Annotated in this window: 21 protein-coding genes and 2 pseudogenes; all 23 read right to left on the reverse strand. The window is 63.8% G+C overall.

All coding sequences use genetic code 11. From position 1 onward, the window contains the following. Positions 1 to 77: 77 nt before the first annotated feature. A complete protein-coding gene (locus ACUCCZ_RS06725; RefSeq protein ID WP_435916805.1) occupies positions 78 to 710 on the reverse strand; it encodes a histidine phosphatase family protein in 633 nt (210 codons plus the stop codon). Next, positions 707 to 1,093, reverse strand: a complete 387-nt coding sequence (rsfS, locus tag ACUCCZ_RS06730; RefSeq protein WP_435916806.1) for a ribosome silencing factor — start codon at positions 1,091 to 1,093, stop codon at positions 707 to 709. The genes ACUCCZ_RS06725 and rsfS overlap by 4 nt, the downstream gene beginning before the upstream one ends. Next, a complete protein-coding gene (gene nadD, locus ACUCCZ_RS06735; RefSeq protein WP_435916807.1) occupies positions 1,090 to 1,755 on the reverse strand; it encodes a nicotinate-nucleotide adenylyltransferase in 666 nt (221 codons plus the stop codon). Before nadD ends, rsfS begins: the two co-directional genes overlap by 4 nt. A 165-nt stretch (positions 1,756 to 1,920) precedes the next feature. Continuing rightward, positions 1,921 to 3,168, reverse strand: a complete 1,248-nt coding sequence (locus tag ACUCCZ_RS06740) for a glutamate-5-semialdehyde dehydrogenase (RefSeq protein WP_435916808.1) — start codon at positions 3,166 to 3,168, stop codon at positions 1,921 to 1,923. Between the two features lie 58 nt (positions 3,169 to 3,226). Continuing rightward, entirely contained in the window at positions 3,227 to 4,360 is a 1,134-nt protein-coding gene (proB, locus tag ACUCCZ_RS06745; protein ID WP_435916809.1) for a glutamate 5-kinase, read from the reverse strand. Continuing rightward, positions 4,353 to 5,870 carry a GTPase ObgE gene (gene obgE / locus ACUCCZ_RS06750; RefSeq protein WP_435916810.1) on the reverse strand — a complete coding sequence of 506 codons (1,518 nt, stop codon included), beginning with the start codon at positions 5,868 to 5,870 and terminating at the stop codon, positions 4,353 to 4,355. Before obgE ends, proB begins: the two co-directional genes overlap by 8 nt. A gap of 102 nt (positions 5,871 to 5,972) precedes the next feature. Next, positions 5,973 to 7,697: pseudogene (locus ACUCCZ_RS06755) on the reverse strand (MDR family MFS transporter). A gap of 67 nt (positions 7,698 to 7,764) precedes the next feature. Then, positions 7,765 to 8,376 (reverse strand): TetR/AcrR family transcriptional regulator, encoded by a 612-nt coding sequence (locus tag ACUCCZ_RS06760; protein ID WP_435916811.1) that lies wholly within the window; start codon positions 8,374 to 8,376, stop codon positions 7,765 to 7,767. 99 nt (positions 8,377 to 8,475) lie between these two features. Continuing rightward, entirely contained in the window at positions 8,476 to 9,093 is a 618-nt protein-coding gene (locus ACUCCZ_RS06765; RefSeq protein ID WP_435917045.1) for a hypothetical protein, read from the reverse strand. Between the two features lie 230 nt (positions 9,094 to 9,323). Beyond that, on the reverse strand, positions 9,324 to 9,593 hold the full coding sequence (gene rpmA, locus ACUCCZ_RS06770; protein WP_435916812.1) for a 50S ribosomal protein L27: 270 nt from the start codon (positions 9,591 to 9,593) through the stop codon (positions 9,324 to 9,326). An 11-nt stretch (positions 9,594 to 9,604) separates the two neighbouring features. Further along, entirely contained in the window at positions 9,605 to 9,913 is a 309-nt protein-coding gene (gene rplU, locus ACUCCZ_RS06775; protein WP_435916813.1) for a 50S ribosomal protein L21, read from the reverse strand. 159 nt (positions 9,914 to 10,072) lie between these two features. Further along, positions 10,073 to 12,847 (reverse strand): Rne/Rng family ribonuclease, encoded by a 2,775-nt coding sequence (locus tag ACUCCZ_RS06780; protein ID WP_435916814.1) that lies wholly within the window; start codon positions 12,845 to 12,847, stop codon positions 10,073 to 10,075. Positions 12,848 to 13,115: 268 nt separating this feature from the next. Further along, positions 13,116 to 13,856 carry a TIGR03936 family radical SAM-associated protein gene (locus ACUCCZ_RS06785; RefSeq protein ID WP_435916815.1) on the reverse strand — a complete coding sequence of 247 codons (741 nt, stop codon included), beginning with the start codon at positions 13,854 to 13,856 and terminating at the stop codon, positions 13,116 to 13,118. Positions 13,857 to 13,858: 2 nt separating this feature from the next. After that, positions 13,859 to 15,826, reverse strand: coding sequence for a TIGR03960 family B12-binding radical SAM protein (locus ACUCCZ_RS06790; RefSeq protein WP_435916816.1), 1,968 nt, complete (start codon positions 15,824 to 15,826; stop codon positions 13,859 to 13,861). A gap of 43 nt (positions 15,827 to 15,869) precedes the next feature. Then, entirely contained in the window at positions 15,870 to 16,286 is a 417-nt protein-coding gene (gene ndk, locus ACUCCZ_RS06795; RefSeq protein WP_435916817.1) for a nucleoside-diphosphate kinase, read from the reverse strand. 10 nt (positions 16,287 to 16,296) lie between these two features. After that, positions 16,297 to 16,427, reverse strand: a pseudogene (locus ACUCCZ_RS06800) (DUF4233 domain-containing protein); the annotation flags it as partial. Between the two features lie 2 nt (positions 16,428 to 16,429). Next, positions 16,430 to 17,878 (reverse strand): bifunctional folylpolyglutamate synthase/dihydrofolate synthase, encoded by a 1,449-nt coding sequence (locus ACUCCZ_RS06805; RefSeq protein ID WP_435916818.1) that lies wholly within the window; start codon positions 17,876 to 17,878, stop codon positions 16,430 to 16,432. Further along, positions 17,875 to 18,183 (reverse strand): RNA polymerase-binding protein RbpA, encoded by a 309-nt coding sequence (locus tag ACUCCZ_RS06810; RefSeq protein ID WP_462981566.1) that lies wholly within the window; start codon positions 18,181 to 18,183, stop codon positions 17,875 to 17,877. The genes ACUCCZ_RS06805 and ACUCCZ_RS06810 overlap by 4 nt, the downstream gene beginning before the upstream one ends. 165 nt (positions 18,184 to 18,348) lie before the next feature. Beyond that, on the reverse strand, positions 18,349 to 18,591 hold the full coding sequence (gene secG / locus ACUCCZ_RS06815) for a preprotein translocase subunit SecG (RefSeq protein WP_181895249.1): 243 nt from the start codon (positions 18,589 to 18,591) through the stop codon (positions 18,349 to 18,351). 161 nt (positions 18,592 to 18,752) lie between these two features. Further along, positions 18,753 to 19,532, reverse strand: a complete 780-nt coding sequence (tpiA, locus tag ACUCCZ_RS06820; protein ID WP_435916820.1) for a triose-phosphate isomerase — start codon at positions 19,530 to 19,532, stop codon at positions 18,753 to 18,755. Next, on the reverse strand, positions 19,532 to 20,740 hold the full coding sequence (locus tag ACUCCZ_RS06825) for a phosphoglycerate kinase (protein ID WP_435916821.1): 1,209 nt from the start codon (positions 20,738 to 20,740) through the stop codon (positions 19,532 to 19,534). Before ACUCCZ_RS06825 ends, tpiA begins: the two co-directional genes overlap by 1 nt. 122 nt (positions 20,741 to 20,862) lie before the next feature. Then, a complete protein-coding gene (gene gap, locus ACUCCZ_RS06830) occupies positions 20,863 to 21,870 on the reverse strand; it encodes a type I glyceraldehyde-3-phosphate dehydrogenase (RefSeq protein WP_435916822.1) in 1,008 nt (335 codons plus the stop codon). Positions 21,871 to 22,092: 222 nt separating this feature from the next. Then, positions 22,093 to 23,082 carry a DNA-binding protein WhiA gene (gene whiA / locus ACUCCZ_RS06835; RefSeq protein WP_435916823.1) on the reverse strand — a complete coding sequence of 330 codons (990 nt, stop codon included), beginning with the start codon at positions 23,080 to 23,082 and terminating at the stop codon, positions 22,093 to 22,095. Positions 23,083 to 23,129: the final 47 nt, after the last annotated feature.

Consider the following 23,129-nt stretch of genomic DNA (forward strand, 5'->3'; position numbering starts at 1 on the left):
CCAACTCGACACCGCTGACATGCGAACAGCCGATCGATGGCCAACTCGGCTCCCACAAAGCCAGTCGACGACACTCGTCACATCACGGTGGCGTTATACGTACGAAGCCTCCAGCGGTCACCCATTCCGCGTCGGTCAGCCTCGCCGGATCCGATCCGGTCCAGCACTGTCCACGAGCAGTTACCCAGTCCACCAAATCGCAGAAATTCCGGGTATTCGCCGCCGAGAAGCCACACCACCGCCGCTCGCAGCGCGAATCCGTGTGCGACCAGACACACCGTCTCCCCATGATGCACTCGCACCACATCGTGGATAGCCGACGTCACCCGCTCAGCGACTTCGGCGGTCGTCTCCCCGTCAGATCGTCGAAAGTCCTCCCCCGACGCCGTCAGCCGGGTGTAATCGGGGTCATTGCGGTGCAAATCGGGCACAGTCTGGCCCGCCCACTGACCGACGTCAACCTCCTTGAGGCGATCGTCGGTAACAACGTCAACCCCAGCAGCTCGACCAATGGTCTCAGCAGTGACCCGAGCACGCATCAACGGCGACGACACGATTACCACCGGGGTCATCCCGGCAATGACGGGCGCAACGGCCTCAGCCTGGGCAATCCCCACCGGGGACAGCGGAATGTCCAACCGGCCTTGCAACCGTCCGTCGGCGTTGAACTCGGTCTCGCCGTGCCGAACCAGGACGATCCGCGTCGTCACATCTGGTCCCAGTCAAGCTGCTCCTCAGGCAACTGCAGGTCAACGGCCGGGCAGTCCTTCCACAACCTCTCCAGGGAGTACAGCTCGCGCTCCTCCTGATGCTGCACGTGCACCACGATGTCGACGTAGTCGAGCAGCACCCAGCGGTTCTCCCGCTCTCCCTCGCGTCGTGCGCGATGAGCCTTGTGCTCGTGCATCGCCTTGTCGATGGCGTCGACCACGGACGCCACCTGACGCTCGCTGGCCGACGAGATGATGACGAAGATGTCGGTGATGGCGAGGTGCTCCGAGACGTCAAGGGCGACGATGTCGAAGCCCTTCTTGTCGAGGGCGGCATGGGCTGCCACCCGGGCGAGCTCGATGGCCTGTTCGGTGGCGCTCAATGGTCCTCCGGATTGATCTTGATGTTGTCGCGGTAGAGACCGCGCTTGTTGATGTACTGCACGATGCCGTCCGGCACCAGGTACCAGATTGGCATGTCCTCCCCCACCCGCTGACGGCAATCGGTTGATGAAATGGCCATGGCTGGCACCTCGAGGAGAGTGACCTTCTCTGCCGGCAGGTGAGAAATGTCCTTGGTCCCCAAGGGCACCCCGGGCCGCGACACACCGATGAAGTGCGCCAGATCGAACAGCTCTTTGGCTCCGCGCCACGTGAGAATGTGGCTCAACGCATCCGCACCGGTGATGAAGAACAAGTCGACGTCACTGCCTCGCTCTCGGCGCAGGTCCTTGAGGGTATCGACGGTATACGTGTCGCCGGGACGCTCAATATCGACCCGCGATACCGAAAATGATGGATTTGACGCCGTGGCAATAACGGTCATGAGGTAACGGTCCTCAGCCTGTGAGACCTTGCGCCCCTTCTTCTGCCAGGGCAGGCCGGTCGGCACGAAGACGACCTCGTCAAGGTCGAACCTGGCCGCGACCTCCGAAGCTGCGACAAGGTGGCCATGATGTATGGGATCAAAGGTGCCACCCATCACCCCAAGCCGGTAGCGGCGTCCGTCGTGAACCCGCGCCAGTCCCAACTCAACACTTGGCATCAGGAATGCGACCGATTCTTACCACCACCCCAGACGATGGACGACGCGATCAGCACCACCAGCGTCAAGATGCCGACGGCGGGGGCCGACGACTCCATCAGGAGAGGAACGATACTCATGGCGCCTCAGCCTATCCCACAACACGCCACGACAACCGACAACCGGTCATCGCCGGATCTGACCGTCCCCGTGCAGGACGTAGGTCGTCGTCGTCATCTCCCGCAGGCCCATCGGTCCGCGGGCGTGCAGCTTCTGAGTGGAAATGCCGATCTCCGCACCGAATCCGAACTCGCCACCGTCAACAAATCTACTGGAACAATTCACCAACACGGCAGCAGCGTCCACGCTTGAGGTGAAGAACTCCTGCGAGGACATCGACCTCGTGACGATGGTTTCCGAATGCCCCGACCCATGCGTGGCGATGTGATCGACCGCCTCTTCCACGTCGTCGACGATGCGCAGTGCAAGGTCCAAGGACAGGTACTCGTCGTCATACTCGTCGGAGACGGCTGGAACGATCCTCGGATCGAGCCGGGTGCTTTCGTCATCACCATGCACCGTAACCCCACGATCACTCATGGCGTCGACCAGCTGAGGCACAGCCAGCTCCGCGATCCCACGATGCACCAGGACAGTCTCGATGGCATTGCAGACGCTGGGGCGCTGGGTCTTGGCATTGACGGCAATATCGACCGCCATTCCCACATCAGCGCTGGCATCAATGACGAGGTGGCAGTTGCCAGTTCCAGTCTGGATGACGGGCACCTCGGCGCCGGTGACGACGGCGTTGATGAGCCCGGCGCCGCCGCGTGGAATGAGCAGATCGACGTACCCTCGAGCGGCCATCAATTCATCGGTGACTTCATGGCCGCCCTCGACGAGCTGCACCGCCTCACGGATCTCCTCGGGCAACCGAGACCGCATCGCGGCGATGACGGCACGGTTGGACTCCAAGGCCGAGGACGATCCTCGCAACAGGCACGCATTGCCGGCCTTGAGACAGATACCGGCGGCGTCAGAAGTGACATTGGGACGAGCCTCGTAGATGATCCCGATGACGCCAAGTGGCACCCGGACCTGCTCGACCTTGACTCCCAGCGGGGTGTGCCAGCCACGCACGACCTCACCGACGGGGTCGTCGAGCCGAGCGACCCCTTCCAGGCCGACGGCCATTCCCTCGACCCGTTCCGGGGTGAGGGTGAGACGATCGACAATGGCCTCGTCCATCCCGTCCTCACGGCCACGATCGACATCGGCACGGTTGGCGGCCAGGATGTCGTCGACGTTCTTGCGCAACCCGGCGGCCATGGCCATCAGCAGGTCGTCCTTGTCGATGCGACGCAGCCGACGCAACACCGTGGCAGCAGATCGGGCAGCCTTGGCCTGTTCGATGACTCGCGAGCTCATGGCCACATGGTATTCGTCAGGTGGGCATGGGCAACACCACCATGGTGACCACAGCGACGGTGAGTCACTTCTTGGTAGTTCGACGACGGCTCAACACCATGGCGTCGCGATGGATGATCTCCCGGGACGCCGCCGGGCCCATTTCCGCGGCCAGCCAGGCGCTCGAACGTCCTCTCATCACCCGCACCTCGTCATGGGAGAACTGAGCGATGCCGCGCCCGACGAGCCGACCGTCCGGGGCTAGGATCGTCACCGGATCACCCGCCTGGAAATCCCCGTGAACCCGAGTGACACCCACCGCCAACAACGACGAATGGCGTGTGGTGAGGGCCTCGACGGCCCCCTCGTCGATGACGATCTGGCCCTGCGGGGTAGCGGCGTCGGCCAGCCACAGCAGACGCCGGGACCGCCGCGTCGCCGTCGGTCGGAAGTAGGTGCCCACGGCTGCCCCACCCAGGACGCCACGGGCGTCCGAAGCCGATGCGAGCACCACAGGGACCCCCGCGCTGGTGGCCATTCGGGCGGCCTCCAGCTTCGTCGTCATGCCCCCGGTACCGACCCCGGATCCGGCCTTGTGGGTGTCGATCTCCAGCGCGTCAATGTCCTCGACGACATCCAGCCGACGGGCGTCCGGGGAATCCGGATGAGCGGTGTAAAGGGCGTCGACGTCAGACAGCAGCACGAGGGCCTGAGCGCGCACCAACTCAGCCACCAGGGCAGCGAGTCGGTCGTTGTCGCCGAACTTGATCTCCCCGGTGGCAACGGTGTCGTTCTCGTTGACGATTGGCACGACTCCCAGCTCGAGCAGGGTGTCCAGGGTCGACCAGGCATTTCGATAGGAGGTGGGGCGGACCAGGTCATTGACGGTCAGCAGTACCTGTCCGACCCGCAACCCGTGGCTGGCAAACCGTGACGTGTAGTGGGCCAGCAGGATTCCCTGCCCGACCGAGGCTGCCGCCTGCTTGCCGGCCACGCTCCGTGGGCGGTGGGTCATTCCCATCGCTGGGAACCCGGTGGCGATGGCTCCTGAGCTCACCAGGACGACCCGCTTGCCGTCCGCGACGACCTCGCTAAGCACGTCGACCAGCTCGTCGACACGGCGAACATCGATCCCGCCGCCGGGCAGGGTCAACGAGGATGATCCGATCTTGACCACCACAGTGGTGGCCGCGGAAATGACTCGACGTTGATCAGTCACGGCCCTCGAACCGCTCATCCTCGGCGACGCGGGCACGCCACGACTCACCCCGTGGATCGCGGCCGACCTGGCCGTATTCCTCACGGGCGCGGTGATATTCGCGATCCATCTCGCGACGACGGGTGGCCGAGGGACGCTCGGTCTCCAGACGCTGGTCCTCACCGCGGCGGGACAACAGCTCGGCACCCGACTCGATCTGCGGGGCGAAGTCGAAGATGACGGCGTCCTCACCACCGACGGCGACGGCGTCACCGGCAATGGCCCCCATGGCCAGCAGCTCCTCCTCGACGCCCAGACGGTTGAGGCGATCCGACAGGTAGCCGACGGCCTCCGGGTTGTTGAAGTCAGTCTGAGCGACCCAACGAGCCGGCTTGTCACCGGTCACACGCCACAGGAAACCGCCCTCACCGTCGCCCTGACGCTTGATGGAGAAGGCCGGGCCCTCCTCCTTGGGCCTGGGCCGGATGACGATCCGCTCCGGCTCGGGTTCGGGCTCGTCCTCGCGAGCCTTCTCGACCAGATCGGCCATGGCGAACTTGAGGGAGTTGAGCCCCTCTCCGGACTTCGTCGAGACACGGAAGACCGCCCAGCCACGCTTGCCGACATCGTCGAAGACGATGTCGGCCAGGTCAGCGGCGTCTGGGACGTCAACTTTGTTGAGCACCACCAGACGTGGACGATCCTCCAGGCCACCATGGGCAGCAAGCTCCCCCTCGATGACGTCGAGGTCGGTGACAGGGTCGCGACCCGGCTCGTAGGTGGCGCAGTCGATGACGTGGACGATGGCCCGGCAGCGCTCGATGTGGCGCAGGAAGTCAAATCCCAGCCCCTTGCCCAAGGAGGCTCCCGGGATGAGGCCCGGCACGTCGGCAACGGTGTACGTCGTCTCCCCCGCGACGACCACGCCCAGGTTCGGCACCAGGGTGGTGAAGGGGTAATCGGCAATCCTCGGCTTGGCTCGCGAGATCGCGGCGATGAGGCTGGACTTTCCGGCCGAGGGGAATCCCACCAGGCCGATGTCAGCGACGACCTTGAGTTCGAGCAGAACCTTGCGTTCCTCACCGGCTTCACCGAGGAGAGCGAAACCAGGAGCCTTGCGCGCCGAGTTGGCCAGCGCGGCATTGCCGAGGCCGCCACGGCCACCCGCTGCGACGACGAGTTGGGATCCCACTCCGACGAGGTCCCCCAGCAACTCACCGGTGTCGGCGTCGGAGACGACCGTGCCGTCGGGAACGCCCAGGATGATGTCGGATCCATTGGCTCCGGCCTGGTTGTCACCGCGTCCGGGCTCACCGTTGGTAGCCCTTCGGGTGGACTGCCAGTGATAGTCGACGAGGGTCGTCACCTGGGGGTCAGCGCGCAGGATCACCGACCCGCCATGCCCACCATTGCCACCGTCGGGGCCACCCAACGGTTTGAACTTCTCCCGCTTGACGGAGGCGCAACCGTGTCCCCCCTTGCCCGCCACGGCTGTCAGCGTCGCGCGGTCCACGAAGGAGGGGATGGCCATGTTCTGCTCCTCACAGATGGGGTCGGGCCGTCTGGCCCAAGGTGGATCACAAGTCTAGACGCCGGGACGCGCCACCCCATCCAGGTGGCGCGTCCCGAGCTGTCAGGCCTGTGCTGGTTGTTCCGGTCCAGCGCCTCGACGTGGCGGAGCCGCGTCAACCTTCACGACGCCTGCCCCGCGCCGTGGGATGGCAGTGGATTCCTGCATCGCCAGACCGTCCGAAACGTCAGCTCAGGCGCCCTCGGACGCGGCACGCATCTGAATACCAGTGTGGTGGGACAGCGGCACGTCCTTGAGCAGGAAGGCCAACAGACCAGCGGCAGCAACTATCGGGGCCATCCACAGGAACAGCGGGGTCAGCGAATTCACGTATGCCTGAACGATGCCCTCTCGAATCGCATCAGGCATCTGATTGACGGCCCCTGGGGTCAGCGAGGCGACACCGTGGCCGTGGGAACTCATCGAGCCGAGGGTCTCGAGGACGGCTGGATCCTTGCTGGAGGCCAGCGAGGCGAACAGGTCGGTGACGCGGTCGGTCAGTCGGGTGGTGAAGGCCACACCGATGAGGGAGGATCCCAAGCACACCCCGATCTGACGGAAGAAGTTGTTGTGGCTGGTGGCCGTCCCCAACAGAGTTGGGCGGACGTCGTTCTGCACTGCCATGACGAGCAGCTGGAAGAACATGCCCATGCCCAGACCGAGGATGAAGGTGTCACCCATGATCCACCAGACCGAGGAGTTCTGGTTCAGGGTCGACATCAGCACCATGCCCCCGGCGGCAACGATCGGGCCCATGATGATGAAGATGCGGTAGCGACCGATCTTCGAGGTCAGCAGACCGGTCACCGTCGAGGACAGCAGGATGCCGATCGTCATGGGGATGAGCAGCAGACCCGAGACCGTGGCCGAGTAGCCGTAGGTCATCTGCATGTAGGTCGGCAGGTATGCCAGCACACCGAACATGGCGCCCATGGCGAGCATGCCGATGATCGTGGAGACGACGAAGGTACGGTTGTGGAACAGCGTCAACGGCAGCACCGGATCCTCGACCCGGCGCTCCACGACGGGCAACAAGGCCCACGCGATGACGGTAACGGCACCCAGGCCGATGATCTGCCAGGACAGCCAGTCGTACTGGGAGCCGCCCCAGGTGGCCACCAGCACGATGGTCACGGCGCCGATGTCCATGAGGGCGAGCCCGAGCCAGTCGATCTTAGTCGTCAGCTCGTGCTTGGGCAGCTTGAGTGCAACGAAGCAGGCACCCCAGGCAACCACACCCAGCGGCAGGTTGATCCAGAACACCCAACGCCAGGAGATCGAGTCGGTGAACCAACCGCCCAGTAGCGGGCCGAGCACCGAGGACACACCGAACATCGCCCCCATCGGCGCCATGTAGGCGGCACGAACGCGCGGCGGGATGAGATCGCCAGTGATGGCCTGCGACAAGATCATGAGGCCGCCGCCACCCAGGCCCTGGATGAAGCGGAAAAAGATGAAGGTGATCATGGTGCCAGCGGTGCCGCACAGAGTAGACCCCAGCAGGAACAGACCAATGGCGATGAGATACAGGGCCTTACGACCGATCAGGTCGGAGAGGCGCCCATAAAGCGGCATGCCTACGGTGACGGCCAGGGTGTACGCGGTGATGACCCAGGCCATGTGTTCGACGCCAGACAGGTCACCGACGATGGTCGGCAAAGCGGTGGCGACGATTGTCTGGTCCAGGGAGGACAGGAACATCACCATCATGAGGCAGAGGTAGACAACCCAGAACCGGCGGTCTGGTTTGAACCTGGCAGCCTCAGCAGCGGCAGCAGTTGCAGACATGTCACAGCTTTCTGATGTTGAATGGGAGCGTGTGGCGCGTTGTCGCGCAGGTTGTGGCGAGCGTTCCTCACGAGCTCGTGGCTGGCACCTGGTCGCCGGCCAACTCCGCGGACAGCCTGACCCAGGCGTCAACGACCCAGTCAATGGTGCCGACCACCTCGGCTGAACTGGCCCCAGGACGGACCATGACCGCGTGAAAGGCCGCACGTTCCATCGCTTGGATGGTGCCCACGAGGGCAAGCACCTCGAAGGAGTCCTCGGAGCGGCCGATCCGGCGCGCGGCTGCGCTCATGAGGGCTGCGAGTTGGCAGTCAACTGTCTCCTTCAGAGACATCCGAAGCTCCGTGCTCTCCCCACTGATTCTCACAAGCTCACGCAAGTCGTCGAGGTCGACGTCAGAGTTCCGCCACCTGGCATCGATCAGGGTGCGAATGGCGTCGCCCAGTGAGGTCGAGGTATCCGTCGCGAAAGTATCGAGGGCCTCCTGCGGATAGGCGATCACCGGGGGCAGATAGACATCGTACTTGCACGGGAAATGGTTGAACACAGTTCGTCGTGACACCCCAGCACGTTCGGCGATGTCGTCGACCGTGACCTCGTCCACCGGCTTCTCGACCGCCAATTCCATGGCGGCACGGCGAATAACGCCCTGAGTGCGGATTGCTGTTGGCGAAGTCACATACACAACTATGCACCCCGTGCAGTTTTTGCATCAAGTGCACACCTTGCACTTCGTGCATGATGCGTCACGCTCTCGGTGAACGAGGGTGTGGGAAGGTCAGCGAAAGGCGTACCAGGCAGCTTTGAGACATGGCCAGGCGCGTTGTGCTGATTCCTGCCACTGCTCCAGCGAGCCGGTGGCCCAATGCACCCACGACGCGGCTTCCTGACCTGCCGAGGGCGTCAGCCACACCACCCCGATGACGACGGTGAGCACGCTCGCAACAAGGGCTGCTGCGACCATGCGGGCCCACATCCCTCGACGCTGGCGCACTCCGGAGACACTGCGGTGAGTCCGCGAAAACCACCTGGTAAACAGCGCACCGCCTAGTGCGATGACGAGGCTGGTGACCGCAGCGCCGATCATCGTCCCACCGATACCTAGCCCACCAACGATGCCAGTCGCAGCCGCAGAGGCGCAGGCACCAGCAGCCACCTCGTACAGGCGAGGCCCCTTACGAGCCTTGGGCTGAGGACCAGCCCCTACGTCGTGATCCTCAGGAGCCTGCGATGTGGCCGATTGACCTGAGCGCATCCGTGTCAGGGGTCCGGTGACCCTGGGCAACGATCCCGTCGACACGATGGTCGGGGCGTCCGATCCCTGCTCGATCCGGTACAGCCACTGTTCATCCTCGCTGAGATCCCGGTTGCCCACGATTGTCCAATCTCCCCTCATCGCGTCGTTCACAACGACCAAGTTTTGAGAGTAGGTCGATACTGCATCACTTCCAGCCTTTGAGCCGCAGTGACGACTACAGTCGCGCCGAGGATCCGACGGTGGTCGCAATTGTCGACACACTTTTCAGTGAACACCGAGTCGATCGCACATTTTTCTTGTGGTGGCTACAGGCACAGATTGGCCCCCGCCTTGACAGACGGGGGCCAATCCCATTGATCTCGTGGAACTCAGGCCTCGGCCGGGACCTCCACAGGGTTTACGTTGACAACCTTACGGCCACGACGAGTACCGAACTCGACATTGCCGTCACGCAGGGCGAAGAGGGTGTCGTCGCCACCGCGGCCCACCCCGTCACCGGGGTGGAAGTGAGTGCCACGCTGACGCACGATGATCTCGCCAGCATTGACGAGTTGACCGCCGAAACGCTTCACGCCCAGACGCTGAGCGTTCGAGTCACGACCGTTGCGCGAAGAGGACGCGCCCTTCTTGTGTGCCATGTCTGTCTACCTCAGCCTTCGATTCCGGTGACCTTGACCTGGGTGTACTTCTGACGGTGCCCCTGGCGCTTCTTGTAGCCGGTCTTGTTCTTGTACCTGAGGATGCGGATCTTCGGGCCCTTGGTCTCACCGAGAACCTCAGCGGTGACCTTGACCTTTCCGAGCGCGTCCTTGTCGGAGGTGACGGACCCGCCATCAACCACGAGGAGCGGGGTCAGCTCGATGCTGCTGCCCGCCTCGTCGGCGACCTTGTCGATCTCGACGACGTCACCCACTGCCACCTTGTGCTGGCGGCCGCCACTACGCACAATCGCGTACACGCCTGACCTACTCTCGTTCTTGTCGTGCATTTCCGGGACCGGAACCAACGGCCCCGGACAAACCTGACCGACGACTCACGTCGGACCGGCTGCTTATTTTACATTTCCTGTGGTGGACGGTCAAAAACGAATGTCCATCGCCCTTGTCCGGGCCCGTCCTCACTTGGAATGGGACTTGCCCGAGGAGCCCTTGTGGCCGCGTCCGCGACCCTTGGAACGCTCGCCACCATCGGCCGGGGCCTGGGAATCCACCGGCTTGTCGAAGCGGTGGTAGCCACGGCCACCACAAGCCTCGCACTCCTCGGTGAAGGCCTCGGCCAGGCCGGTGCCGATCTTCTTGCGGGTCATCTGGACCAGACCCAGCGACGTGACCTCGGCGACCTGGTGGCGGGTGCGATCCCGTCCCAGGCACTCGGTGAGACGACGCACCAGAAGCTCACGGTTGGTCGGCAACACCATGTCGATGAAGTCGACGACGATGATTCCGCCGATGTCGCGTAGCCGCAACTGACGGACGATCTCCTCGGCCGCCTCCAGGTTGTTGGCGGTGACGGTGGCCTCGAGGTTGCCGGCAGATCCGGTGAACTTGCCGGTATTGACGTCAATGACCGTCATGGCCTCGGTGCGGTCAATGACCAGCGACCCGCCCGAGGGCAGATAGACCTTGCGTTCCAAGGCCTTGGCGATCTGCTCGTCGATGCGGTGCCCGGCGAAAGGATCCTTGTCGGCGTCCTCCCAGTGGGTCAGACGCGAAGCCATCTCCGGGGCGACGTGATCGACATAGGCCTTGATGGTGTCATAGGCGTCGTCCGAGCCACCGTTTCCTGCAATGACGAGTTCGGAGAAGTCTGCGGTGAACAGGTCACGGATGATGCGCACCGTCAGGTCCGGCTCCGAGTACAGCATGAGCGGCGCCTTGCTGGTGCTGGCCTTGCGCTCGATGATCTCCCACTGAGCCTTGAGACGGTTGATGTCGCGGACGAGATCCTCCTCGGTGGCTCCCTCTGCGGCAGTACGCACGATGACGGAGGCATCCGACGGGATGTTGTTCTCGACGATCTTCTTGAGACGCTTGCGCTCGGAGTCGGCCAGCTTGCGGGAGATTCCCGACAGATGTCCACCGGGCGAGTAGACGACGAAGCGTCCAGGCACTGAAATGTGGCTGGTCAGACGAGCACCCTTGGCACCCACCGGGTCCTTGGTGACCTGCACCAGAACCTGGTCCCCTGACTTCAGGGCGTGCTCAATGCGCTTGTCCTCGCCCTCCTTGCCATACTTGGCCCAGTCGACCTCACCGGCGTAGAGCACGGCGTTGCGGCCACGACCGATGTCGATGAAGGCGGCCTCCATCGAGGGCAGGACGTTCTGGACCTTGCCCAGGTAGATGTTGCCGATCGACGACGTGGCCGAGGCGCGGTCGACGTAGTGCTCGACGAGGACACCGTCCTCCAGCACTGCCAGTTGCGAGTACTCGTCGGACTGACGGACAACCATCTTGCGGTCCACCGACTCGCGGCGGGCCAAGAACTCAGCGTCTGTGATGACGGCGCTGCGTCGGCGACCGGCGGCACGCCCCTCACGGCGGCGCTGCTTCTTGGCCTCCATACGGGTCGAGCCCTCGATGCCGGTGACCTCGTCAGCCACCGACTGACGCGAGCGCGGCTCACGAACCTTGATGACGACCTCGCTGGGATCGTCGTCAGAACCGCTGATGTCCTCACCGCGGCGGCGCCGACGACGGCGACGACGACGCGTGGCATCCGAACTCCCGGGCTCCGAGCCATTCTCGGTGCCGTGCCCTGAGTCGTCATTGTTGTCTGACTCGTCCTCGGAGGACTCGTCCTCGGTGCCCTCGCTGCGACGGCGACGACGTCCGCCCCGACGACGGCGACGACGGTTCTGGCCCTCCTCCTCGAAGGTGGTGTCCTCGGACTCGGAGGTCGTCTGCTCCTCAACCGACTCAGCGGTCTTCTCGTCGGACTTCCCATTCTTCTTGCCGGAGCCCTTGCGGTCCTTGGCCTCACCCTTGTCCTTCTCGGGCTCGGCCTCGACTGCCTCCTCAGCGTGGTTACCGACCTCGGACGGACGCGTGGCGCGACGATGACGCTTCTTCGGCACCCCGGCATCTCCCCCGCCAATCTCGGTAGCCAGGGAGTCGAGGATGTCAACGGTGGATCGCTCCTCGCCATCCTTGGATGCAAACGGGTTGGCCAGGGTGCCCTCAACCTTGTGGCCACGGGCCCGAGCCTTGGCCTTGTTCAGGGCAGCATTGATGGGATCCTCGCCATCGAATCCCTTGTCCCTGGCACCCTTGTCAGCCTTGACGGTCGCCTTCTCCTCGACGGACTCCTCAGACTTGTCAGAAGCCCGGGAGGAGCGACGACGAGTGGCACGACGACGCTGGGAGGTTCCACGCTCGGTCTCGACTGACGGAGCGGTCTCGGATGCGCCACGACGGGTGGTGCGGGTCTGGGAACCCTCGTTCGTCTCAGCAGCGGACTCGGTGCTGCCCGCCTCCGCCGGGGACTCCTCCTCGGCGGCTGCACGAGTGCCCCTGGCCCTCATCCGGGTGGACTTGGCAGCGGTGTCGCCGGTGCGACGGCTACGGACGCGACGCGGCTTCTCAGCCTCGGGAGTCGTCTCTTCGGTCTTGGGCTCGACAGCCTTGGGTGCCTCGACCTTGGGGACCTCAACCTTGGTGACCTTGCGGCGCCGCCCCATCGGCGGGCGAGGAAGGTCAGACGCCTCGGCGTCAGAGGTGACGACGGAGCTGCCGGTACCGGCAGCGGTGATCACCACCGGGGCGCTTTCCGTTTCGACCTGGGCAGGAGCCCCGGCAGGACGCGATGCGGCCCGACGGCGTCGAGCAGCAGGAATCTCAGCGGTGGAATTCTCGTCGGAATTCAATGTGGTGTTGTCAGTCTCGTCGAGCATTGTGCTCTCCTTGGCCTTTCGGCACGGTCAGTGCCCACCCGGGTAACGGCCCTGCGGAAATCCCACAGTCGTGTGCAAACGCCTCGCGCTGTACTGACGGCGTCACTGCCCGGCATGGGGCACAAGCTTGCGGTGAGCCCTCGAGTTCCCCGCGGTCGCCTCTCGGCGTCGCGGTATGAACCGTCGAGTGGGGCGGTACCCCTTTCACCTGGCCCCAGTATGTCACGTCACCGGGGTTGATGCCAGAAACCGCACAGTGGCGACGGCCTCACCACACCGTCGCGGCAGTTCTGGTGAATGGGTCTACCAGGGTCGTCGACACTCCGCTGGCGTTCTCCTCGCAGGCGCCCTGCGCGAGTCGCGTCATTCGTGCCGCATCGACGTCCAACGCCGGGCACTTCTCGGCCAGAGCACGCAGCACGTCATCAGGACGAACCAACGGAGTGACGTGACGCAGCATGAGACGCAGCTTCCCGTCCGCGACGTCCAGACCGATGAGAGCAGCACGGACGTCGAAAGTGCGTATACCGGACCTGGTCATCCGCTCCACCTCGACGGTGTCGGCTGCCATGACGGCGTTCACGGCCTCGTCCAGCCCTGCCACCTCACCAGCGGGGTCGATGAACCACGCTGACGCCGTCAGCAGGTCCGTGAAGGGGGTGCGATCAGTCTCCACAACCTCCAGCACCTCCATGCCAGGCGGCATTTCCCGGCCCAAGGCCGTCAGCACCTTCCCGGGATCGCATACCTGAGCCAACGCAACCTCGAGATACTCAGCCTCAGATGCAGCCCCGGTCGCTGCGCCATTGGCATAGGAAATTCGAGGATGCGGATTGAACCCTGACGAATACGCCATCGGAATATGTGCCCGATTCAAAGCTCGCTCAAAGGCGCGAGCGAAGTCACGATGAGAAGTGAACCTGGCGGTACCACGCTTGGCATACCGCATCCTCAGCCGCTGCTGCGGCGGGGCCTGCTGTTCTGGCTGTTGTTGCGCGCGCCTCGACATCGTCACCCCTCCTCAGACGGTGCAACTGTCGCCGGCGCAACATCAGGCACGACGGGCGTCAGAGGGATCAGTGGGTGTCCCGACGGCCCCACCTGAATTTCAGTGCCCATCTGTGGGCACACTCCGCAGTCGTAGCAAGGGTTCCAGCGACAGTCGTCAACAGCCTCGCCATCCAGGGCGTCCTGCCAGTCGTCCCACAACCAGTCACGGTCGAGTCCAGAATCCAAGTGGTCCCACGGCAGCACCTCTTCGTAATCACGCTCGCGAGTGGTGAACCAGTCCAAGGAGACGCCGAGGGGCTCGAGCTCCTGCTCACAGCAGGCCACCCAGCGCTCGTAGGAGAAGTATTCGTTCCAGCCATCGAACACTCCCCCGTCGCGCCACACGGCCTCAATGACGTGGCCGACACGACGATCGCCGCGCGACAGTAGCCCTTCAATGATCCCCGGGCGTCCGTCGTGGTAACGCATACCGATCGACCGACCGAACTGGCGATCAGCGCGGATGGAATCACGCAGCACCGACAGGCGATGATCGACCTCGTCGGCGGAGGCTTGAGCAGCCCACTGGAACGGGGTGTGAGGCTTGGGGACAAAACCACCAATGGAGATCGTGCAGCGGATGTCTTTGCGCCCGGCAGCGGCTCGACCCGCCTCAACGACGTGAGAGGCCATGTCATGGATCCCCAGCACGTCCTCATCGGTCTCCGTGGGCAGACCACACATGAAATACAATTTCACCTGACGCCACCCGTTGCCGAATGCTGTGGCGACGGTGCGGATGAGGTCACCCTCGGTCACCTGCTTATTGACGACTCGGCGCATCCGCTCCGAACCGCCCTCAGGGGCGAAGGTCAAACCAGAGCGACGACCATTGCGGCTCAATTCGTTGGCCAGATCAATATTGAAGGCATCGACGCGCGTGCTCGGCAGAGACAACGAAACGTTCGTGCCCTCATATCGATCAGCCAACCCCTTAGTGATGTCGGAAATCTCCGAGTGGTCCGCACTCGACAGACTCAACAGGCCAACCTCTTCCAGACCGGTCGCCTGCAAACCGCCGTCAACCATCTGGGCGATGGTGTCGATGGACCGCTCGCGCACCGGACGGGTGACCATGCCTGCCTGGCAGAACCGGCAGCCACGGGTACAGCCGCGAAAGATCTCCACCGAGTAGCGCTCGTGGACGGTCTCGGCCACTGGGACGATGGGCTTCTTCGGGTACTGCCACTGATCAAGGTCCATGACGGTGTGCTTGGAGATGGTGAACGGCGCCTCCGGACGATTGGGAGCAACTCGACCGATCGTTCCGTCGTCGAGGTAATCGACGTCGTAGAAAGAGGGCACGTAAACCCCGCCAGTCTCGGCGAGCCTCACCAACAGACCTTCGCGTCCACCCGGCCGGCCCTCCTGTTTCCACTCCCGGATGATCTCGGAGATCTCCAGGCAGGCCTCCTCACCGTCACCCAGGACGACAGCGTCGATGAAGTCGGCGACGGGCTCAGGATTGAAGGCGGCATGACCGCCGATGAGGACTATGGGGTCGTCGTCGGTGCGATCATCCTGATGGACGGGGATACCGGCCAGGTCGATGGCATTGAGCATGTTGGTATAGCCCATCTCCGTCGACAGCGAGATCGACATGACGTCGAAATCACGAACCGAACGGTGACCGTCAAGGGTGAACTGGGGAATCCCAGCGGCCCTCATCTGCTTCTCCATGTCCGGCCACACGGAGTACGTGCGCTCGGCCAGGATCCAGTCGCGTTCGTTGAGCACCTCGTAGAGGATGGCCACGCCCTGATTGGGCTGGCCAACCTCGTACGCGTCGGGGTACATCAAGACCCAGCGCACGTCAGCGTCCTGCCAATCCTTGACGATGCTGTTGTGCTCCCCACCCACGTACTGGATGGGCTTGTTGACTCGGGCCAGCAGTGGTTCAATCCGACCGAGGAGATCCTGGGTACTCACGAACGGTCATGCTAGGCGGTTCGTGCTGGATCACGGAATCAGATCACACCAGATCGGGGAACCAGATGCCGATCTCGCGCTCGGCGGATTCCGAACAGTCAGAGGCGTGGACGAGGTTGCGGTTCTTGAGTGTGCCGTAATCGCCACGAATCGTTCCAGGAGCAGCCTCGGCGCAGTCAGTCTGTCCATTCATGGCGCGAACGACCTGGATGGCCTTACGTCCCTCGAGCACCAGGGCGACCAGCGGCCCCGAGGTGATGAACTCCTCCAGCGGAGGGTAGTAGTCGCGTCCGACGTGCTCGGCGTAATGGTTGGATGCGGTATCGACATCAATCGTGCGCAGCTCCATTGCGCGCATGATGAGACCCTTGGTCTCGTACCTGCTGATGATCTCGCCAATGAGATGACGCTCAACGGCGTCCGGCTTCAGCAGGACCAGGGTACGTTCCGTGTCAGTCATGGCCCCAACCTATCGCAGCGCGGATCGTCAGGCCGAAAATGATGGCCTCGAAGGCGAGGAAACTCACCACACCTTCGTCATCGGGTTTTCTGCGGGCAGGGTGAGGAAGCTGCCCTTTCCGTTCCCGGGCTGCACGGCCATCGTCACCAACTCTGGTCGTCGTCATTCATGTCATCATCGGGCAGCGGGTCGAGACGCTGGCCCTCCATCGCCTCGATCTGTTCCTCGGACAGCTCCGGAGCTTCGACAACAGCAGTCTGGGGGGCATCAGGCATGGTGCCGTTGGGACGCAGGATCGCCCTGGCACGACCCGCCAGCACAACGGATCCGGCGATGAGGACACCGGCCCCCGGCCCGGACGCATCGGCGATGCGCAGGGCCTCTTCGAGTGCCTCGGGGACGTCGACAACCCGGGTGAGGTGGTCGTCGTCCCAATGAGCCGACGCCTTCTCCGCCAAGTCGTCGACACTCAAAACACGTGGCAGATCCGGCATCGAGGTGACGACGATGTGAGTGACCGAGTCCGACAACACCGCCAGCACCCCGTCGATGTCCTTGTCCGCCATTGCCGCCACGACAGCGATGAGGGGCTCGACCTCAAAGGACTCGCGCACCCCTGCCATCGCAGACGTCGCTCCGTGGGGATTGTGGAAGGTGTCGAGGATGACGAGCGGAGACCGGCGGACCACCTCGAGACGAGCCGGAGCCTCCACAGCCGCCAAACCCTGCTCGATGATGGCGGGCTTGAGCGGTCCGGTGAGGGCCTCGGCCGCCGCAACAGCCTGGGCAGCATTGTGAGCCATGTGCTCACCGAAGACCGGCAGGAACAATTCGCCCAACGGGCCCGACACGGTCTGGATGCGCAGCACCTGACCACCGACAGCACTGCGGCGGTCCGAGAGGCCCCAGTCGGGCCCCTCCAGCAGCGGCTTGACGCCGGCGTCGGTGCACTGAGCCAACAGGATGGGTGCGGCTTCCGGTTCCTGGCCAGCAATGACCGGCGTGCAACCCGGCTTGATGATTCCTGCCTTCTCGGCGGCAATCTTGTCGATGGTGTTGCCAAGGATGTGCATGTGATCCATGGCCACAGGGGTGACGACGGCGACGGTAGCGTCGACGACATTGGTGGCGTCCCAGCGTCCTCCAAGACCGACTTCGACGACGGCAACGTCCACCGGGGCATCCGCGAAAGCCGCGAAGGCCATGGCCGTCATGACTTCGAAGAAGGTCATATGGATGCCGTCGATGTGCTGGCCGTCAACCATGGCCACCATGGGCTCGATCTGGTGCCAAGTCTCGTCGAACAGCTCGTGGCTGATGGGCCGACCGTCGATGCAGATGCGCTCGGTGACGTCGACCAGGTGCGGGGAGCAGTACCGCCCCACCCTCAGACCGGCTGACCGTAGCAGCGAGTCGATCATGATGGCCGTCGATCCCTTACCGTTGGTGCCAGCAATCTGGATGACGGGACAGGCCTGCTGAGGGTTGCCCAGCAGGTCGAGAAGAGCACGTTCCCGGTCAAGGCCCGGGCCGATGCGATGCTCGGGCCAACGAGCGGTCAGCTCTGCCACGAGCTGCTCGTGGCTGCTCAATAGATGACCTCACCATCACGGCGACGCTGGCGCAGGTTCTCCAGCGCTTCGGCAAGGATGGCAGCAGCCTCGGCGTCGCTGCGACGCTCCTTCACATAGGCCAGATGGGTCTTGTAGGGCACGATCTTCGGCGGAGCAGGAGGATTGGCCTGGTCGCGGTTGGCCGGCAGACCGCACTTCGGGCAGTCCCAGGTGTCGGGGATCTCTGCTTCGGCCGAGAAGGCCGGGCGGATCACGTGGTGGTTGGCGCAGAAGTACGAGATGTACTCGCGAGGAGCGGCCTCGCCGCGCTCAGCCTCGCCCAGGGGGCCGGCACCGACGCGACTTCCGCGGATGGCGCTTCCACCTGACATTCGTTCACTCTCCTCGAGGGGTCACACAGCTGCCTGAGGGCAGCGTTGTTGGGGGGGAGGAGGGAGGGATAGCCCTCCCTTGTGCTCCGGGGCGGCAGAAGGCCGTCCGATTCCGGCTCAGGAATGGCTGTAGAGCACCAGCAGAACAATGATGGAGACCAGCCACAGCAGGCCAATGACGACCGTCAGACGGTCAAGATTCCGCTCAGCCACGGAGGTGCCACCCATCGAGGTCGACACACCTCCACCGAAGAGGTCGGAGAGCCCGCCGCCCTTGCTCTTGTGGAGAAGGACGAAGAGGGTGAGGATGACACTCAGCACGCACAGGATGATCGACATCGTCAGCACGGGCCAGGTCATGAGGGGAGCCGAAATCACGTCGTACAGGGTAACTCACGGGCCGCCGGATCCCCACATCGAGACCCGGAATCATGCGAGAATTGTGCATACACATCAGCCCAGGGACGAAAAATGACCCCCGCACCGAATGGTGCGGGGGTCATCGTTGAACGTGTCGCAGATCAGGCCTGGTAGAAGGTCACGATCTTGGAGAAGTCGCCAGCCTTGAGCGAAGCGCCGCCCACGAGGGCGCCGTCAACGTCTGGCTTGGCCATGATCTCGGCGACGTTGGCCGGCTTGACCGAGCCGCCGTACTGGATGCGCACGGCCTCGGCGGTCGGGGCATCGTAGAGTTCCTTGATGGCCTCACGGATGGCCTGGCAGACCTCCTGAGCGTCGTCAGCAGTGGCTGTCTCGCCGGTGCCGATGGCCCAGATGGGCTCGTAGGCAATGACGAGCTTGGCGACCTGCTCGGCTGAGATGCCGTCGAGGTCAGCCTTGATCTGGGCGACGGTGTGCTCGACGTGCTTTCCAGCCTTGCGGACCTCGAGGTCCTCGCCACAGCAGATGATCGGGGTCATGCCGTTCTCGATGACCTTCTTGGTCTTGGCGTTGACCACCTCGTCGGACTCGTTGTGGTATTCGCGACGCTCGGAGTGACCAACGACGACGTAGGAGCAGCCCAGCTTTGACAGCATGCTACCGGAGACCTCACCGGTGTAGGCACCATCGTCGTGAGCGGAAATGTCCTGGGCACCGTAGGCGATCGGCAGCTTGTCGCCATCGATGATGGTGGCCACGGTGCGGATGTCGGTGAACGGCGGGATGACGACGGCCTCGGACTTGGAGGAGTCGTGTCCGGCAGCCTTGAGAGCCTCACCGAGATCCTGGGCGAGGGAGGTGGCGGCAACGTGATCGAGGTTCATCTTCCAGTTGCCGGCCATGATCGGGGTACGGGACATCAGTTGTTCTCCTTAAGGACTGCGATTCCGGGCAACTCCTTACCCTCCATGAGCTCGAGGGAGGCGCCACCACCGGTGGAAATGTGGCCGAACTGGTCGTCGGCGAAGCCGAGGGCGCGAACGGCGGAGGCGGAGTCTCCACCGCCGACCACCGAGAGACCGTCAACCTCGGTGAGAGCCTGGGCAACGGCCTTGGTGCCGAGCTCGAGGCCCTTGATCTCGAAGACGCCCATCGGGCCGTTCCAGAACACCGACTTCGCGCCCTTGATGGCCTCGGCGTAGGCCTTCTCGGTCTCCGGGCCGATGTCGAGACCCATCTTGTCGGCAGGAATGGCATCGACGGGGACGACGTCAACGTGGCCGACGGTGTGGGCATCGAAGTCGACGTCGGAGGCGACGCGGACGTCGGTCGGCAGCAGGATCTGCTTGCCAGCGGCCTTGGCGGCCTCGAGATACTTCTTGCAGGCCTCGATGGAGTCATCGTCAACCAGGGACTTGCCGACCTCCAGGCCCTGGGCCTTGAGGAAGGTGAAGAGCATGCCGCCACCGACGATGAGAGTGTCGGCAACCTTGAGCAGGTTGTCGATCACGGCGAGCTTGTCGGCAACCTTGGCGCCACCAAGGACGACGACGAACGGACGTTTCGGATCGGCAGTCAGGCCCTCGAGGACCTCGACTTCCTTGGCGACAAGGGAGCCCGCAGCGCTCGGCAACAGTTTGGCGACGTCGTAGACGGAGGCCTGCTTGCGGTGCACGACACCGAAGCCGTTGGAGACGTAGATCTCACCGAAGGAGGCATACTTCTTGGCGAGCTCAGTGCGCTCAACCTCGTCCTTGCTGGTCTCGCCCTTCTCGAAGCGGACGTTCTCAACCAGAGCGATCTCGCCGTCGGCGAGGGACTCGGAGGTCTTGGTGGCGGAGGGGCCGACGACGTCCTCAGCAAGCTTGACGTCGAGGTTCATAAGTTCGCCCAGACGCCTGGCAACCGGGGCCAGGGAGTACTTGGGGTTGACGGCACCCTTGGGGCGACCGAGGTGGGCGAGCACAGTGGTGCGGGCGCCGGCCTCGTGCAGCTGGGTCAGGGTGGGCAGGGCGGCCTTGATACGGCCGTCATCAGTGATCTTGTCCCCGTCGAGCGGGACGTTGAAGTCACACCGGATGACGACGCGCTTACCGCGCAGGTCTCCGAGATCTTCAACAGATTTCATGTGGAAGCCCTTTCTTGAGGTGATGGTCGTGAACGATCTTTCACGGGCGCCGCGGCCCGGATACGGATGACGGCCCCGCGCCCGCATGGGCACGGGGCCGTCATCAGCTCACGATGGTGAGATCAGACAAGCTTGCTGGCGACGAGCTTGGTGAGGTCAACCAGACGGTTGGAGTAGCCCCACTCGTTGTCGTACCAGGAGAGAACCTTGACGAGGTTGCCGATGACCTTGGTCTCGGTGGCGTCGAAGATCGAGGAGTGCGAGTCACCCTCGATGTCCTTCGACACGATCGGATCCTCGGTGTAGGCCAGGATACCCTTCAGCGGACCCTCAGCAGCCTTCTTGACAGCAGCCTGGACCTCTTCAACGGTGGTCTCCTTGGAGGTCTGGAAGGTCAGATCGGTCAGCGAGCCGGTCGGGGTCGGGACGCGGACGGCGAGGCCGTCGAACTTGCCCTTGAGCTCCGGCAGGACCAAGGCCACAGCCTGAGCAGCACCGGTCTTGGTGGGGATCATGTTGAGGGCAGCAGCGCGGGCGCGACGCAGATCCTTGTGAGGAGCGTCCTGCAGGCGCTGGTCACCGGTGTAGGCGTGGACGGTGGTCATGATGCCGCGCTCGATGCCGAAGGCGTCGTTGAGGACCTTGGCCAGCGGGGCGAGGCAGTTGGTGGTGCAAGAAGCGTTCGAGATGATGTTGTGCTTCTCGGTGTCGTAGTCGTCGCTGTTGACGCCCATGACGAAGGTGCCGTCAACGTTCTTGCCAGGAGCGGAGATGATGACCTTCTTGGCGCCAGCTTCGATGTGGCCCTTGGCCTTCTCGCCATCGGTGAAGAGTCCGGTGGACTCGACAACGATCTCAGCGCCGAGCTCCTTCCAGGGGAGGTCAGCGGGGTTGCGCTCGGCGAGGACCTTGATGGTCTTGCCGTCAACGGTGATGGAGTCATCGTCGTAGCTGACCTCACCCGAGAAACGACCCATGATGGAGTCGTACTTCAGGAGGTGGGCCAGGGTCTTGGTGTCGGTGAGGTCGTTGACGGCCACGATCTCGAGGTCAGCACCCTGCTCGGAGAGGGCGCGGAAGAAGTTACGGCCAATACGGCCAAAACCGTTGATACCAACCTTGACGGTCATTAAGGAATCTCCTCCGGATGAGGTTTGTGCGTTCAGCACTCGGACATCTCCAAGCATAGCGACCAAGGGCAATGGACACAGCACTGGGCCCGCATTGTGGCAGTGTCACGGGCGAACGATCACGAGCGTCGATCAGATCGACGCACACATGACCATGTGGTTGCGCGAATCCCTCCCCTAGTGGGGAGCAGCAAAGGCCAGTTGTGGGCGCCGGGATGGCGATCACGCGCGGTCGTCGCGCATCTCGGGAGGAAGACTCTCCAACGTGGTGGGCTCACCGTTGTTGCGGGCCGTCTTGTCGGCCAGGGCCAGCAGACGACGAATCCGTCCGGCAATGGCGTCCTTCGTCAGCGGAGGCTCGTGCAGCTTGCCCAATTCCTCCAAGCTGGCGTTTCCATGCTCAAGGCGAAGCTGGCCAGCGGCCCGGAGATGCTCCGGAACAGAGTCCCCGAGAATGTCCAGCGCGCGTTCCACCCGGGCACTGGCAGTAACAGCCGCCCTGGCAGAACGTCGCAGGTTGGCGTCGTCAAAATTGGCAAGACGATTCGCCGACGCCCTCACCTCGCGACGGAGACGACGGTCCTCCCATGCCAGCACGGATTCGTGAGCACCCATCCGCGTCAGCATCGCGGAAATGGCGTCACCGTCCCGGACCGTCACACGACTGATGTGTCGGGACTCCCGCTGCTTGGCGTGGATCCCCAGTCGGCGAGCCGCACCCACCAGGGCCATGGCGGCCCCCCCACCGGGAGCGGTGATCTCCATGGCCATGGAACGACCAGGCTCGGTCAGGGAACCACGGGCGAGGAAGGCACCACGCCACGCGGCAGCCTGGCAGCACCGTCCACCACCGACGACCGGAGCCGGAAGCCCATGCACCGGGCGACCGCGACGATCGATCAGACCCGTCAGGCGCGCCAGATCAGCGCCGCCACGCACCATCCGCACCAGATACCGGGTGTTGGAATTCAAACCAGCGCCGTTGACGACGACCAGGTCGGTGTCGAAACCGAAGACCTCCTGGATGGACTGACGAAGTCGTCGCGCCGCTCCCCCGGTATCGACCTCGGCCTCGATCGTGATGTGGCGATGCTGCACCAGATGAATGCCACCTGCGAAGCGAAGGGTGGTGGCGATCTCGGACCGGCGGCAGCACAGCTTCTGCACCGGCACCGTCGCGAGTTCGTTCTTCACCTGCAGGGTGAGCGCCATGTGGTTCTAGCCTCCGGAAAGGAATACGAGGGGTGACAGGGTGATCA

It is taken from the genome of Cutibacterium nasicola, from assembly GCF_052654715.2.

Excerpts from the sequence above, each read along its gene's own strand:
- gap (WP_435916822.1), bottom strand. The coding sequence starts at position 21,870 with ATGACCGTCAAGGTTGGTATCAACGGTTTTGGCCGTATTGGCCGTAAC.
- ndk (WP_435916817.1), bottom strand. The coding sequence starts at position 16,286 with ATGACTGACACGGAACGTACCCTGGTCCTGCTGAAGCCGGACGCCGTT.
- ACUCCZ_RS06825 (WP_435916821.1), bottom strand. The coding sequence starts at position 20,740 with ATGAAATCTGTTGAAGATCTCGGAGACCTGCGCGGTAAGCGCGTCGTC.
- obgE (WP_435916810.1), bottom strand. The coding sequence starts at position 5,870 with ATGGCCATCCCCTCCTTCGTGGACCGCGCGACGCTGACAGCCGTGGCG.
- ACUCCZ_RS06785 (WP_435916815.1), bottom strand. The coding sequence starts at position 13,856 with ATGTCGAGGCGCGCGCAACAACAGCCAGAACAGCAGGCCCCGCCGCAG.
- ACUCCZ_RS06780 (WP_435916814.1), bottom strand. The coding sequence starts at position 12,847 with ATGCTCGACGAGACTGACAACACCACATTGAATTCCGACGAGAATTCC.
- rpmA (WP_435916812.1), bottom strand. The coding sequence starts at position 9,593 with ATGGCACACAAGAAGGGCGCGTCCTCTTCGCGCAACGGTCGTGACTCG.
- ACUCCZ_RS06765 (WP_435917045.1), bottom strand. The coding sequence starts at position 9,093 with ATGAGGGGAGATTGGACAATCGTGGGCAACCGGGATCTCAGCGAGGAT.
- whiA (WP_435916823.1), bottom strand. The coding sequence starts at position 23,082 with ATGGCGCTCACCCTGCAGGTGAAGAACGAACTCGCGACGGTGCCGGTG.
- nadD (WP_435916807.1), bottom strand. The coding sequence starts at position 1,755 with ATGCCAAGTGTTGAGTTGGGACTGGCGCGGGTTCACGACGGACGCCGC.
- secG (WP_181895249.1), bottom strand. The coding sequence starts at position 18,591 with ATGACCTGGCCCGTGCTGACGATGTCGATCATCCTGTGCGTGCTGAGT.
- tpiA (WP_435916820.1), bottom strand. The coding sequence starts at position 19,532 with ATGTCCCGTACCCCGATCATGGCCGGCAACTGGAAGATGAACCTCGAT.